Here is a 13,083-nt window from a genome sequence, read left to right on the forward strand (position 1 = left end):
GGATTGGGTTATAATGCTGAGAGATAGAATGGGGATTCAGGAAGGAACAACCCAAATGCGCGATAGTGCTATCATCCAATTTCATAATGTAGTCGCCATAGGTGGCGGCCATGGATTGGGCCGAGTTTTATCATCACTCTCTTTTCTTGGCCCTAAACTCACCGGCATAGTAGCGACTACAGATAATGGTGGTTCAACGGGACGTTTACGTGAACAACAAGAATGTATAGCTTGGGGCGATCTGCGTAATTGCCTGTCACAACTTGCTAGCCGTCCGTCACTGGGCTCACAACTGTTTGAATACCGCTTTGGTGGCAGTAGTGAACTGGCCAATCATAACTTGGGAAATCTGGTGCTAATGGCACTTGACGATCTCTGTGTGCGTCCCTTAGATGCCGTTAATCTTATCCGTGGCCTACTCAATATCGAGACCAAGGTTATTCCAATGTCAGAGCAACCCACACACCTAGTGGCAATTCAGTCTTCTGGAACACGGATATTCGGTGAAGTTGAAGTCGACCAAAGCGGTGAAGCGCCCATAGCACTTTCACTCGAACCTATGGTAGATGCGACTCCGGAAGCCTGCGAAGCAGTCAAACAAGCCGATCTGATCATCCTGGGACCAGGCAGTTTTCTCACCAGTATAATGCCACCTCTACTACTTCCTAGACTGAGCCGGGCTCTGCATGCCTCAAACGCCAAAGTTATTCTTATCGACAATCTCACCCAAGAACCGTCTGCTGCAGCAAACTTTAGCTTAGAGCAGCGCCTTACTTGGTTTAAGCAAGTGTTAGGCAATAAATCAGTGAACCATGTGCTTTGTCACGGCGATAAGTACCTCAGCAAGGGCATTACTACCTATTACCCGCTGCGCAGTCGCCACCATCAGGCACTCCATGACAGGCAGGCTCTGGCTGATGCCCTATCACTGATAGTCGAACCAGAGCGACTCGGCGCACTGGCATAAAATACCGCCCTAAATGCCAAGGTATAGGAATAGCAGTACTTAGGCATAAAAAAAGCCACAATCTTATGTTGTGGCTTTTCTATTAATACAGTTGTTTAAACTAGAGCACTTTAGCTATCGCACTGCAAATGGTATCCATATTGGTCCTTGTCATACCTGCAACACTTATGCGGCCAGAACCAACGATATAAACACCAAACTCCTCTTTAAGACGTGCAACCTGATCTTTGTTTAGGCCAGAGAAGCTAAACATGCCGTTTTGCGACGAGATGAAGCTAAAGTCTTGCTGAACACCTTGTTTAGCCAAGGTTTCAACGAAAAGCACACGCATCTCGGCAATACGTTCGCGCATTTGGGTTAGCTCTTCCTCCCATAACTGGCGTAACTGCGCATCGCCAAGAATTGTAGCGACAATCAAGGCACCATGGGCAGGTGGGTTTGAATAGCTACTGCGTATCGTACTCTTAATCTGGCTGAAGGCGCGCTTAGCCATCTCTTCATCTTGGCCAACCAAGGTTACTGCGCCTATACGCTCGTTATAGAGACCAAAGTTTTTCGAAAATGAGTTAGCAACCAAGAGTTCAGGTACCTTACTGGCGACAAGTCGCAGGCCCTGAGCGTCCTCTTCCACCCCTGCACCAAATCCTTGATAGGCAAAATCAAATAAAGGCACTAACCCCTTATCAACACATAGCTGGGCGATAACTTCCCATTGACTGATATTTAGGTCAATCCCTGTTGGGTTATGACAGCATCCATGCAATAACAGCAAATCACCGCTACTGGCCTGCTCAAGGCTAGTGAGCATGGCATCAAAATCAATGTCATGACGCTCGGCATCATAGTAGCCATATTGCTTTACCGTGAGCCCTGCAGATTGGAAAATATTGTTGTGGTTTGCCCAAGTCGGATTACTGACCCAGATGGTACGAGCTGAGGTGTTTCTAACCACAAACTCGGCGGCGACACGCAGCGAACCTGTTCCGCCGGGCGCCTGGGCAGTAACCGCTCTTTTTTGAAGCAAGACTTGATGATCACTACCAAATAAGAGCCCCTGTACAGCCTGGTTATAGGCGCCAACACCATCGATACCAAGATAACTTTTACTGGTTTCTGTTTCGAGTAGCTTCTGCTCCGCTAATTTTACGGATTTTAATATCGGGGTTTGGCCTGATTCATCTTTATAAATACCAACACCTAAATTAACCTTATCTGCGCGAGGATCGGCCTTAAAAGCATCTGTAAGACCAAGAATGGGATCTGCGGGAGCCAGTACTACCTGGTTAAAAATCATGATGGTGTTCCTAAACGTAATCATATGAAGGGTTCCGGCTAGTTATACCATTGTCTTAAGCCCCTTCATAGCGGATATTTTTCAATATCAACATTTTTCTTAACGCCTATGGATTAACATAATATTTATAGCTAAATGTCCTATTAGTTTAGTGAATTATTAGAATATTTACCGATTTACAATACAATCGACAATATGAGATCGGCGTCACAGCACAAGGGAAGTTCGCGAATTAATAAGGAGAGATCTATAAGGTGCGGTGAGTGAAACATTAAGAATCGAACATACTTTGGATACAAAAAAGCCCCACTAGGTGAGGCTTTTTTGTCATCAATTGATGGTACCCGAGGCCAGACTTGAACTGGCACGCTGTTACCAGCGAGGGATTTTAAATCCCTTGTGTCTACCGATTCCACCACTCGGGCATAGTTTGTTTTACCGTAAGTTAACGTTAAAACTAAAGGTGGAGGCGCGACCCGGAGTCGAACCGAGATCGACGGATTTGCAATCCGCAGCATAGCCATTCTGCCATCGCGCCTTATTTGAAGCGATTTGCGGCAAGTCCGCAAATTTGGAGCGACATATCGGGTTCGAACCGATGACCTATACCTTGGCAAGGTATCGCTCTACCAACTGAGCTAATGTCGCAACTGAAACGCTTTAGGCAATCAAGTGATTACTAGTGTACTTTCCCCTGACTGCGGAAAGGAATTCTACCGATTTAACAAAAAGAGTCAACGCAAATTTAAGAGATTAATGGCCTTTGTCGCATCGTTTGCTGCAATAATCACCTGAGTGTTTTTTTGTTAAGCAGATTCATTATGTTATTGATAAAAAAATACCCTGGGCTAAGCCAGGGTATTTCTATAAGCACTTAAATTTAAGCGGCTGGCAGAGACTGATAGTTAAGTCCTAACATCTTCTGCATTACGCCAACGACCTGGCAGCTATAGCCAAATTCGTTGTCATACCAAACATAAAGAATAGCGCGATTACCATCAGCAATAGTCGCTTGAGAATCAACGACACCCGCATAACGAGAGCCAACAAGGTCTGAAGAAACAATTTCAGTCGACTCGGTAAAATCAACTTGGTTTTGAAGTTCAGAGCTTAACGCGACATTGCGTAGGTATTCGTTGATATCGTCTTTGCTGGTTTCGCCATTAAGGTTAAGGCTAATGATCGCCATAGAAACGTTTGGCGTCGGTACGCGAATCGCATTACCGGTTAACTTACCCGCCAATACAGGAAGCGCTTTAGCCACAGCTTTAGCGGCACCAGTTTCTGTGATCACCATGTTGAGCGGTGCGCTACGACCACGACGGTCAGCCTTATGATAGTTATCAATCAGGTTCTGATCGTTGGTGTAAGAGTGGATGGTTTCTACGTGACCATTGACGATTCCGTATTTATCGTTAATCGCCTTAAGCACTGGAGTGATCGCGTTAGTCGTGCAGCTTGCGGCCGAAACGATAGTATCTTCATCCAAAATATCGTTTTCGTTAACACCGTAAACGATATTCTTAATCGCACCTTTAGCCGGAGCAGTTAGCAGTACCTTAGTCGCACCCTTAGATTTCAGGTGTAAACCTAGGCCATCTTCATCTTTCCAGATACCAGTGTTATCAACCACCAACGCATCATTAATACCATAACGGGTATAGTCGACTTCATCTGGCGAGTTAGCATAGATGACCTGAATATAGGTGCCGTTTGCGATGATTGCGTTGTTCTCTTCGTCAACCTCAACTGAACCATTAAATGGACCATGTACTGAATCACGACGCAGCAGGCTGGCACGCTTTTCAAGATCGCCCTTACGACCACCGCGCAACACGATAGCGCGTAGACGCAGTTTGTTGCTAACACCTGTTCTTTCGATCAGCAGGCGCGCGAGTAGACGGCCGATACGACCAAAACCGTATAGTACGACATCGCGAGCTTCTTGGTTGTCTTCATGGTCAATTGCAGACGCTAGCTCGTGGCTCATGTAAGCTTCGATTTGGCTAGCATCTTTGTGCTCACGCCAGTAATTAACCGCTAATTTACCGATATCCACTTTACATTGCTTCACCGCAAGCTTGCTAAGCGCTTCAACGAAAGGAAAACTTTCACGTAATCTGAGTTTGTCACCCACATGACGACGTACTAAACGGTGTGACTTAATGATCTCGATAGTGGAAGCATTAAGAAGTGGCTTACCGTATAGAACGACTTCTACACCTTGGTTACGGTATAACTTACCCAGTAGAGGCTGCATTGCCTCAGCCATTTCAAAACGTTCTTGCCAACTTTGTAGGTGTTTATCAGCGGTCATTTACAGATCCTTTATCTCACTTTCTACTAGATTTATTGTAGAAATGTTTGAGTAACAAAAAGAAAAGACCAATACTCTATTATTATCGGGCGTCAATCCCGTTATTGGTCGGCGCCATTGTAATGAAAAGTCGGCTTACGATCTAGTAAGATATTTTCTCTAACTATGTAATATTATTAGATAAAATCCTGTGAGGATGTGCGTTTGAGGAAAAATTTTGTAATCATTACACCATTATTGTCGATTTTAGCGATTTTTGGCCTATTTGGCTGCGATAATGGTGTTAATACCGCCACGATTTGTAAAAATAATCCTGAGCTTTGTGATGACCTGCATCGTGATAGCTGGTGCCGATACGAGAAAGCCGACTTAATTCAGAAGCGCTACGCCCTGAAAAACACCCCTTCCCCCACTGGTAAGCAAATATACCAGCACCTAATTAATCTTGAGAACTACAATAAGTGCATAGAGTTGGCAGCCGGTGTTCAACATATCTTGCATCCCGAACGCACCAACGACAGGGTGCGAGCCTTTGGTATTAGCGCCCAAAACTTGGCGCAGCTGCGAGAAAGCACTAAAGACGATCCCGATATCTATCTCTCCTATTACCACTGGCTACGTTTAAACGATCAGGCCGCGCTATCGAGAGTCATTAAAGCGCAACAAGCCAGAGCTATTGATGATTTAGACATTCTGGCCAGTCTTGCTTCCTACTATCAAAAGTCCGATCTCAATAAAGCTAAGGCGCTCTATCTTCAACTATTAGATCGCACAACACCAGAAGGTTTTAATCCTGACTGGCTGTTAGGGCTAGCCAGCATCTACCACCAGCAAAATGACTTCGAGAAAACCTATCTCTTTTCAAAAGCCAACGTATTGATGACGCGCAATACGGCGTCTGATGCCAAAATGAATGCATTAATTAATGGCGATCAACAAGTGGCCATCTTTTTAGACCAACAAGCGGAAAACCTAGTGGAACATCTGCAAAAGGGTGACTACGCTTCTAGTGATATTCGGGCACAGTTGAACAGCTCGTCTTAATAAGGCAGCGGTTTCCGCCCCGGCAAAATGTTTGCCACTAGTATTTTTTTTACAGAAATGGCCCCTTTTTTTGTAGAAAACCTGATCTTTGTAAAGAAAACAGCAAAATTGTTAAGCTAACTTACCGATAAATCCCGATATTGCTTGACGATAGCTGTCAATTTGGTAATTTTACTACCAGATATTTTTATACATTTACCTGAGGGATATGAGATGACTATCCGCGTAGCAATTAACGGTTATGGCCGTATCGGTAGAAACGTACTTCGCGCGCTTTATGAAAGCGACAAGCAATACCCAATTCAAATCGTTGCCATCAACGACTTGGGTGACGCTTCTATTAATGCACACCTAACCAAGTACGATTCAGTTCATGGTCGTTTCAACGCTAAAGTTGAACATGATGATGAAGCTATCTATGTCAACGAAGACAAAATTCAAACCTTCTCTGAGCGCGACCCGGCAAAACTGCCTTGGGCTGAGCTAAATGTAGATGTGGTGTTTGAATGTACTGGTATATTCACTTCTAAAGAAGCGGTTCAACCTCACCTAAATGCTGGCGCTAAAAAAGTGATTATCTCAGCTCCAGGTAAAAACGTTGATGCGACTGTGGTTTACGGTGTTAACAACGAAGTGATCACCTCTGATATGACTGTGATCTCTAACGCCTCATGTACCACTAACTGTTTGGCCCCTTTCGCTAAGCCGTTAAATGATGCAATTGGTATCGAGTCAGGTCTGATGACCACTATCCATGCTTATACCAATGACCAACGTTTGTCAGACGTTTATCATACCGATCTACGCCGTGCTCGTGCCGCTGCTATGTCTATGATCCCAACTAAGACAGGCGCTGCCGCCGCAGTAGGATTAGTTGTACCTGAGTTGGCCGGTAAGTTTGACGGTATGGCGGTTCGTGTACCAACGGTTAACGTATCATTAGTGGATTTATCCTTCATCGCCGCTCGCGACACCAGCGTAGAAGAGATCAACGCCATTATCGAGAAGGCTGCAAGCGTAGCGCCAATGAGCGAAGTGCTTGCAGTAAACAAAGAACCTCTGGTTTCTATCGACTTTAACCACAATCCATTCTCTTCTAACTTTGACGCTACACAGACTCGTGTAAATGGCCGTCTGGTTAAAGTCATGGCGTGGTACGATAACGAATGGGGCTTCAGTAATCGTATGCTAGACAATGCCGTGGCATTGATGACAGCTAAGTAAAAAGCGACCAACTAAAAAAGGAGCCTAAGGGCTCCTTTTTTGATCTTACCGCATTATCAAACGGTACGTGCCATAGCATCATCTAGGCTGTCGACCGAATGGGTAAGATAGCCCAGCAAGATCTGACGCTCGACGTCAGTGAGTTCAGAAGAAAGCACGTAGCGGTAGAGCTCAAGTAACCTGTGCTTATAAGCTAGTAAATGCTTAGTATTAACGGCAACGGGCATTAAATAGTGCTCAGCTAAGCACGACGTGACGCGCTGGCAATCACTCTTAATTAAACGCTTAATAAAAAAGGCGCGGCTATGAGCTGCGTATAGACGATCTGCCTGTACAGGTTGAATTTGACGCGGCGCAGGGTCGCATCTATTTGTAGCATTGGATTGCATAGTGAACCTCATTGAGCCTGTAAGCTAATTGGATATCACTATTATATGGAGGGTAAACTGAACAACGCCTTACGCAAACAGCCAAAGTCAGTACTATCAAGCAGAACTGTGTAGCTAAGCGGTAAAATCAGCTTAAAAACGTTTAATACGAACCACTTTCATGATTTCGAAATCAAACCCAGCTACCGTTTCTGTCTCGGGATAATAGGTCATATTAACCTTCTGTCCCTGTAAGCTACGATATTTCTTTGTACGCTTAAATTTAAAAGGTGCGTCACAGCCTTCTATGGTTACCGTATGTTGTACCCATTCATCTATTTCTCTTTGGGTATGGGATAAAATTTTTACGCCCTCTGAATGCACCAAGTTCTGATGTTTATCGAGCATCTTATCTACAACATGTTTCATAACGGATAACCTTTAACGATGAGCCTTAGCCTGATGAAAAAAACAACAGTAGAAAATTATAGAACATCTCATCGGCTTTGCGTGTGAACTCGCTATCTTACCAAATTTGCTCCGCTAAAAGTACCTGTCTCTTAACCAGGCATATTGATAATAACCTCTTTGCCCTAAGCGCCTTAGGCGTGCAAAGGGAAAGGTTGGCAAGGGTGTTTGATAAAGTGGTAGCTCAGGTAAAGCTTGTCCCGCAATGCGCTGTGCAAGTCGAAATGCTGCTTGAGCCGAAAACGCGACACCGGCGCCACAATATCCCAGGCTATAGCCATACCCTTTAGCACTAAATACATGAGGCATATCATCCATTGCGGCAGCAATCCAACCCGTCCAGTTATGGGAGATGTCGATATCTGCCAGTGAGGGAAAGCAATCACACATGGCACGCTTTAACCTTTCGCCGTAACGCGGGTCGCTAGCATCTTTACCGCTTATCGCTCCTCTGCCGCCAAACAACAATCGATTATCATCAAGCAGACGGTAGTAGTACTTGAGACGACGGGTATCCATAGTGACTTGATGTGTCTTTAGACCTGTTTGCAGCAATTGAGATTCACTCAAAGGTGCTGTCACTATGATATTGCTTAGAATGGGTAGGTAACGATTATCGATGGCTGAATTAAAGGTTTTCGGCGTATAGGCATTACCCGCACTAATCACTTGTTTAGCAATCAACTCTCCCTTATCTGTTACCAACCTATGATGATTCCCCTCTTGAAGCCAAAGTTTGACACAACTCGACTCATACAGGGAGACTCCTAGCGATTGAAGCGCCTGCTTATAACCGAGACAGAGCTTTAACGGATTCACCCCAAAGCCATCTTGTAGTCGTAATGCGCCAAACGCTTGATGATTGTCCATATAATCACGTTTGAGTTCCTCTGCACTAAGAAACTGCGCGTCATCACCTAGATGCTCGGCAATAAAATCTGCAGCACCTTTTAACGTCTTATAAGCGGCGCCGTTATGGGCAATTTTAAGATAACCTTTGGGCTGACGATCGCAGGCTATTTTGTGACTTTCAATAAGCTGCTCTACCCGCTCGACAGCTTGGGAAAATTCTCGATAGATCCCTTTAGTGGTTTCGAGCCCCCATTTTCTGGCCATCTCCCCATACCCCATACGCCCGGAGCCTTTAAGAACGAAACCGGCATTACGGCCACTGGCACCAAAACCTATCTGATTAGCTTCAAGCACAGTAGCGTGAATATTAAATTCTGTAGCGAGATAATAAGCAGTTAATAGCCCGGTATAGCCACCACCGATAATGGCCACATCTGTGTGTTCTCGGCGGGCAAGAGGTGAAAGCAACTTGGGTTTACTTACTCTAGAAGCCCAGTAGGTATCTGGCCAAGGCTGGGCATCGGGATATTGGGAAAGCAATGGATCGTATGACATAGATTTTATTCATCTGGGCAACTTGCCCTAAGCAAGATAACAGGGTTCAAACGTTACACGCTAGACTTAAAAGGTGAGTAACATTTCGCAGGCGACACAATGGCAGTCCTTGCCGCACAAAACACAAACATAGTCGGGATGATCGGGGTTGTTATTCCAGCGGTCAGGGTGTTCCTTAATTAATTGCCCTCCTGCGCTAGAAAAATACCCCACGGCAGAGTTATCCGGGCTTTGTTGCCACAGATGACTGACTCCGGCTAATGCCCCTTGCGCCTTACAGGCTTGAATGGATCTTTCTAATAGCGCTTTACCTATACCCAATCCCCTGGCCTGCTCCGCTACCGTATTGCATTTAAAATAACAACAGCGTTCCACAGGAATACCCCATAGACCTGGTGTACACCATGGATCAATTTGCCAGTTGCCCGCGGCATAGGTCAGCCGAAACCCAACTAAAGCACCATCCAGATAGGCGACAAAGTTAGCATTAAGCCCCGCCTTACAACCTTTTTGTTGGATCTCGCCAAGTAACTCTTCATCTAGATACCCATCGCCATGTACCAAGTTACCTAGTGCAATCACACTGGTAAAATCTTCAAGTTGCAACGGCCTTATTTCTACTTGGTTATTCATCCACTTACACACTCTTTTGTTTACCTAGATTTAACCTCAAGGTAACATAAAAACGTCTATATGGAGTAAGGAAGGGATTAAGCGCATATTTATTAAGCAGTCCCAGACAATCATGGAGTCACTGGGTGAACCTAGAAAATTTTAAACCGGGCCTGGAAAACAAAATAACCAGACTCGTCATGATGCCTAAATCTTTTGTACTTAGCATTAAAGCGACATGGCAACGCTTAACGCTTCCTCAACGCCTCTATCTACTCGCCGCCCTGCTGCTGGCGAGTGACAGTTTGGGTTTAGTCGCCATTATTACTACCATAGCCCTTACCTTAGAGTTTTGGCCTGTTTTTGAAAGGGTATGGCACTCATTAGCGGGTAAGGCAATTTTACTGTTGTTTTACGCCATAGTGGCCAATTATGCTCTGGCCATGGCTGGCGCGATTGTTAATGAGGTGGTGGGGGTGCCCGCAACCCATTTTAACTATACCCATAACTTCGCTATCTTATTGTTACTCCCCGCATGGGTGCTGGGGATCAGCGCCGTAGGCCTGTTGTTTGCGCAGATCATTATGCCTTTATATCTCTTTATTGCGCTCCTCCTTAGACCTATAGGTATTAAGCTGTTTTCCCTTACGGCGAACAGTCACTATAAATTTACCACCCTATTAGTTAGATTTGTCCTCTCTTTTGTCTTGTTATATCACTTGATCTTGCTTATCGGAAATGTCGAGGAACAAGTGGAAACCGCGTTTAGCGACATAAAGAAAATCGAAAATACCGTTACCATGGGCACATCAAAAACGCTTTCCCAACAACCAGAACGCCCAAAAGAAGAAAAGGCTGATACGCCCACTCCGTCAACGGCATCCCCATTTATGGAAACGAATCTCGAACAGCAAAGTAATGCTGTAAAGAAAGAAGAGGATGAGCCAGAGTCACTGGCACAAGAGTATGCCAAGGTGCGACTCGCCTATCAGCAGGAGATACGTCAGCTTATTGCACAATTTGCTTATCATCTGGAAGCAGATGGTCGCTCCCGATGCGAAAAGCGGGACGAGGCCAACGTCGTCGAGCTAAATGATTACGAGATCCTTGAAGTTGTCCCTGACGAAAAGGCTAAGTACCGATATCGCTTTACGGTAAGAGAATGTATCTCTGCCGCCTTTCCTCTCAAATAAAAGTTACCAGGGGATAACCTGGCCATCATAGTTGAGGAATTTGCCAGACGACTCACTGTCGAGCTTTTCGATACACTGGGTCATCTGCTCAACAGCCTCAGTGACAGTCAGTAACGCATTTGGCCCCCCCATCTCGGTTTGTACCCAACCTGGATGAAAAATGGCGCAGTAGATATCTTCTGAACTCAGATCGATCGCTAAACTTTTCACTGCGGCATTCAAGCCCGCCTTAGAGGAACGATAGAGGTAACTTCCACCACTTTGATTATCCCCCATGCTTCCCATCTTAGAAGAGATAAATACCACCTTGGCATCTGTCGCCTTTTGAATCATTGGATAACAGATCTGCGTTACCATGAGAGGCGCAATAGTATTAATCGCTAACACCTTTTGCCATTCGGCGCTGTGTAACTGGCCAAACCCCTCTCCCTTCGGACCATAGTAGCCAGCGTTGTTGATTAAGATATCTATGGTATGGTCGTTAAGGTGTTGAGGTAATGCCTTCACCGAAGCGTCATCGGTCACATCGAGTTGCAAGATATTTAAGTTGCCATAGATCTCTGCCAGCTGGATCAACGCCGAGGCCTGAGATGGCTGACGACAACAGGCGCTAACCTTATCCCCTTGTGATAAATAGTGGCGCACGAAGCCAAGCCCGATCCCTCTATTCGCGCCGGTGATCACTACATGCTTTGTCATAACGCCTCCTAAACCGCTCAATTGATGCTCAAAGATTCACTAAATAGATCATAACCTAAGGCGCACGACTCTGCCCAACTGATTCATCAACCCTAGCTTGCAAATAAAAAGAGAAATGCCATTGCTTTATCAGCTTTTACCTTCTCCTATTGTCTGCGACAATAACGACATCTTAATGACAGTGATTTCACTATCTGCTCTCGCACCAAAGGACAAAGATTTTTGAATATCGATCAATTTCTATGTGAAGAGTTCGATCTCGTTAGTGTTGAAAAAAGTGCCCATCTGCAGACGTTATGGAGTGGTTATGGCGAAATCGCCCGCTACCTAATGCAAACGCAGCAAGGCCCCCAGAGCGTAATCGTTAAGCATATCTCGCCGCCTTTATCTGGTAAGCATCCCTATCATTGGAACAGCAAACTTTCACATCAGCGCAAGATGACCTCATACCAAGTTGAACTTAACTGGTATCAACAATGGGCACAGCGTTGCTTGCCCGAATTGAATCTACCTCGCCTGTTAGCGGCTCATCAAGACGATGCGTCGCAAGAAATATTGCTGGTTCTAAGCGATCTGGATGTCCAGGGCTTTACAGAGCGCCGCCATCATCTTGATAAAACTGGTTTGTTTGCCACTATTGAGTGGCTTGCTATCTTTCATGGGCTGTTTGCCCATAGGATGCCCAAAAACAGCAACACTAAGACAGAATATACCAAGGGCTTATGGCCAACCGGTACCTATTGGCATCTTGCGACTCGCCCAGAAGAGCTTGAAGCCATGGAAAATTGTGCCCTGAAGGAAGCAGCCGGGGTGATCGACGCCAGGCTCAATGGTGCGAGCTATCAAACATTGGTACATGGCGATGCTAAAGTCGCTAACTTTTGCTTTCACCCAAACCTTGATGAAATAGGCGTTATTGGGGTTGCAGCATTAGACTTTCAGTACGTGGGTGGTGGAGTTGGTGTAAAAGATCTTATCTACCTATTGGGTAGCTGCTTAGATGAACAACAACTTAGCTTACAATATCAAGCAGCCGTCACTCACTATTTTAGCTGTCTAAGCAGACAATTAAGTCGTCGCCTGGCGGCACAGGAGGTTGCGGCACTGACTAAGGAATGGCAAGAGTTGCTGCCATTAGCGTGGGCCGATTTTGAGCGTTTTCTCGCAGGATGGCAGCCTGAGCACAGTAAACGTCATGGTTTTAGCGAGTCGATGACACAAAAAGCCCTACACGGGTTATAACCTAGCCTAACTGAATCGATCCTGGTAAGAATCTCGCTAGCATTAATGTGATCATTAGTCTCAAGCTGAATTCTTAACTCGTGTATCATTTAGCGGTTTCAAAGCGGCGCAATTGAGCCTAAATCAAGCTACAATCTTATTAAGAGAGTGCTCGATATACGCAAACGGGTGAGTACCCAAATGTGCTAAGTAATTTAGCCAATAACGCGGCATCACACTCTCTTTCTTTTGAACCAAACTAACGTTAT

12 protein-coding genes and 3 tRNA genes are annotated in these 13,083 nt (G+C 45.3%); 5 read left to right on the forward strand and 10 right to left on the reverse strand.

Going from position 1 to position 13,083, the window contains the following annotated elements; genetic code table 11:
* The first annotated feature begins 55 nt into the window (after positions 1-55).
* Positions 56-967: a uridine diphosphate-N-acetylglucosamine-binding protein YvcK gene (gene yvcK, locus L2712_RS05795; RefSeq protein ID WP_248977173.1), complete on the forward strand. Its 912-nt coding sequence runs from the start codon at positions 56-58 to the stop codon at positions 965-967.
* A gap of 100 nt (positions 968-1,067) precedes the next feature.
* Here yvcK and L2712_RS05800 read toward each other — a convergent pair whose 3' ends face one another.
* The 5 genes from L2712_RS05800 to L2712_RS05820 form a co-directional block, all read right to left on the reverse strand.
* On the reverse strand, positions 1,068-2,261 hold the full coding sequence (locus L2712_RS05800; protein WP_248977174.1) for an amino acid aminotransferase: 1,194 nt from the start codon (positions 2,259-2,261) through the stop codon (positions 1,068-1,070).
* A gap of 338 nt (positions 2,262-2,599) precedes the next feature.
* Positions 2,600-2,686, reverse strand: a tRNA-Leu gene (locus L2712_RS05805).
* Positions 2,687-2,725: 39 nt separating this feature from the next.
* Positions 2,726-2,799: transfer RNA gene (locus tag L2712_RS05810), tRNA-Cys, on the reverse strand.
* A gap of 34 nt (positions 2,800-2,833) precedes the next feature.
* Positions 2,834-2,909 (reverse strand) — tRNA-Gly (locus tag L2712_RS05815).
* A gap of 232 nt (positions 2,910-3,141) precedes the next feature.
* Positions 3,142-4,578, reverse strand: coding sequence for a glyceraldehyde-3-phosphate dehydrogenase (locus L2712_RS05820; RefSeq protein WP_248977175.1), 1,437 nt, complete (start codon positions 4,576-4,578; stop codon positions 3,142-3,144).
* Between the two features lie 204 nt (positions 4,579-4,782).
* Between L2712_RS05820 and L2712_RS05825 the strand changes: the two genes are divergently transcribed.
* Together L2712_RS05825 and gap are read left to right on the forward strand one after the other, a co-directional pair.
* Positions 4,783-5,622: a DUF2989 domain-containing protein gene (locus L2712_RS05825; protein ID WP_248977176.1), complete on the forward strand. Its 840-nt coding sequence runs from the start codon at positions 4,783-4,785 to the stop codon at positions 5,620-5,622.
* Between the two features lie 213 nt (positions 5,623-5,835).
* Positions 5,836-6,846 (forward strand): type I glyceraldehyde-3-phosphate dehydrogenase, encoded by a 1,011-nt coding sequence (gene gap / locus L2712_RS05830; protein WP_248977177.1) that lies wholly within the window; start codon positions 5,836-5,838, stop codon positions 6,844-6,846.
* A 56-nt stretch (positions 6,847-6,902) separates the two neighbouring features.
* Here the strand turns inward: gap and L2712_RS05835 are convergent, their stop codons facing one another.
* From L2712_RS05835 to L2712_RS05850, 4 genes are all read right to left on the reverse strand, one after another.
* Positions 6,903-7,073 carry a hypothetical protein gene (locus L2712_RS05835; RefSeq protein WP_248977178.1) on the reverse strand — a complete coding sequence of 57 codons (171 nt, stop codon included), beginning with the start codon at positions 7,071-7,073 and terminating at the stop codon, positions 6,903-6,905.
* Between the two features lie 294 nt (positions 7,074-7,367).
* Positions 7,368-7,643 carry a hypothetical protein gene (locus L2712_RS05840; protein WP_033538183.1) on the reverse strand — a complete coding sequence of 92 codons (276 nt, stop codon included), beginning with the start codon at positions 7,641-7,643 and terminating at the stop codon, positions 7,368-7,370.
* Between the two features lie 114 nt (positions 7,644-7,757).
* Positions 7,758-9,089, reverse strand: a complete 1,332-nt coding sequence (locus tag L2712_RS05845) for an NAD(P)/FAD-dependent oxidoreductase (protein ID WP_248977179.1) — start codon at positions 9,087-9,089, stop codon at positions 7,758-7,760.
* Between the two features lie 66 nt (positions 9,090-9,155).
* Complete coding sequence (locus L2712_RS05850; RefSeq protein WP_248977180.1) at positions 9,156-9,722, reverse strand: GNAT family N-acetyltransferase; 567 nt, start codon at positions 9,720-9,722, stop codon at positions 9,156-9,158.
* Positions 9,723-9,847: 125 nt separating this feature from the next.
* On the opposite strand from L2712_RS05850, the gene L2712_RS05855 reads away from it, so the two are divergent.
* The gene (locus L2712_RS05855; protein ID WP_248977181.1) at positions 9,848-10,894 is read left to right on the forward strand and encodes a hypothetical protein; all 1,047 of its coding nucleotides are present in this window, start codon (positions 9,848-9,850) and stop codon (positions 10,892-10,894) included.
* Positions 10,895-10,897: 3 nt separating this feature from the next.
* On the opposite strand, the gene L2712_RS05860 is transcribed toward L2712_RS05855, so the two are convergent.
* Positions 10,898-11,593, reverse strand: a complete 696-nt coding sequence (locus tag L2712_RS05860; RefSeq protein WP_033538179.1) for an SDR family oxidoreductase — start codon at positions 11,591-11,593, stop codon at positions 10,898-10,900.
* A 222-nt stretch (positions 11,594-11,815) separates the two neighbouring features.
* Between L2712_RS05860 and L2712_RS05865 the strand changes: the two genes are divergently transcribed.
* The gene (locus L2712_RS05865) at positions 11,816-12,835 is read left to right on the forward strand and encodes an ecdysteroid 22-kinase family protein (RefSeq protein WP_248977182.1); all 1,020 of its coding nucleotides are present in this window, start codon (positions 11,816-11,818) and stop codon (positions 12,833-12,835) included.
* Positions 12,836-13,083: the final 248 nt, after the last annotated feature.

The organism is Shewanella marisflavi (assembly GCF_023283925.1).
In the GTDB taxonomy this organism is placed as follows: Bacteria; Pseudomonadota; Gammaproteobacteria; order Enterobacterales; family Shewanellaceae; genus Shewanella; species Shewanella marisflavi.

Coding starts and splice junctions, on each gene's coding strand:
- L2712_RS05840 (WP_033538183.1), bottom strand. CDS start 7,643: ATGAAACATGTTGTAGATAAGATGCTCGATAAACATCAGAACTTGGTG.
- L2712_RS05860 (WP_033538179.1), bottom strand. CDS start 11,593: ATGACAAAGCATGTAGTGATCACCGGCGCGAATAGAGGGATCGGGCTT.
- yvcK (WP_248977173.1), top strand. CDS start 56: ATGCGCGATAGTGCTATCATCCAATTTCATAATGTAGTCGCCATAGGT.
- L2712_RS05850 (WP_248977180.1), bottom strand. CDS start 9,722: ATGAATAACCAAGTAGAAATAAGGCCGTTGCAACTTGAAGATTTTACC.
- L2712_RS05800 (WP_248977174.1), bottom strand. CDS start 2,261: ATGATTTTTAACCAGGTAGTACTGGCTCCCGCAGATCCCATTCTTGGT.
- L2712_RS05835 (WP_248977178.1), bottom strand. CDS start 7,073: ATGCCCGTTGCCGTTAATACTAAGCATTTACTAGCTTATAAGCACAGG.
- L2712_RS05820 (WP_248977175.1), bottom strand. CDS start 4,578: ATGACCGCTGATAAACACCTACAAAGTTGGCAAGAACGTTTTGAAATG.
- gap (WP_248977177.1), top strand. CDS start 5,836: ATGACTATCCGCGTAGCAATTAACGGTTATGGCCGTATCGGTAGAAAC.
- L2712_RS05845 (WP_248977179.1), bottom strand. CDS start 9,089: ATGTCATACGATCCATTGCTTTCCCAATATCCCGATGCCCAGCCTTGG.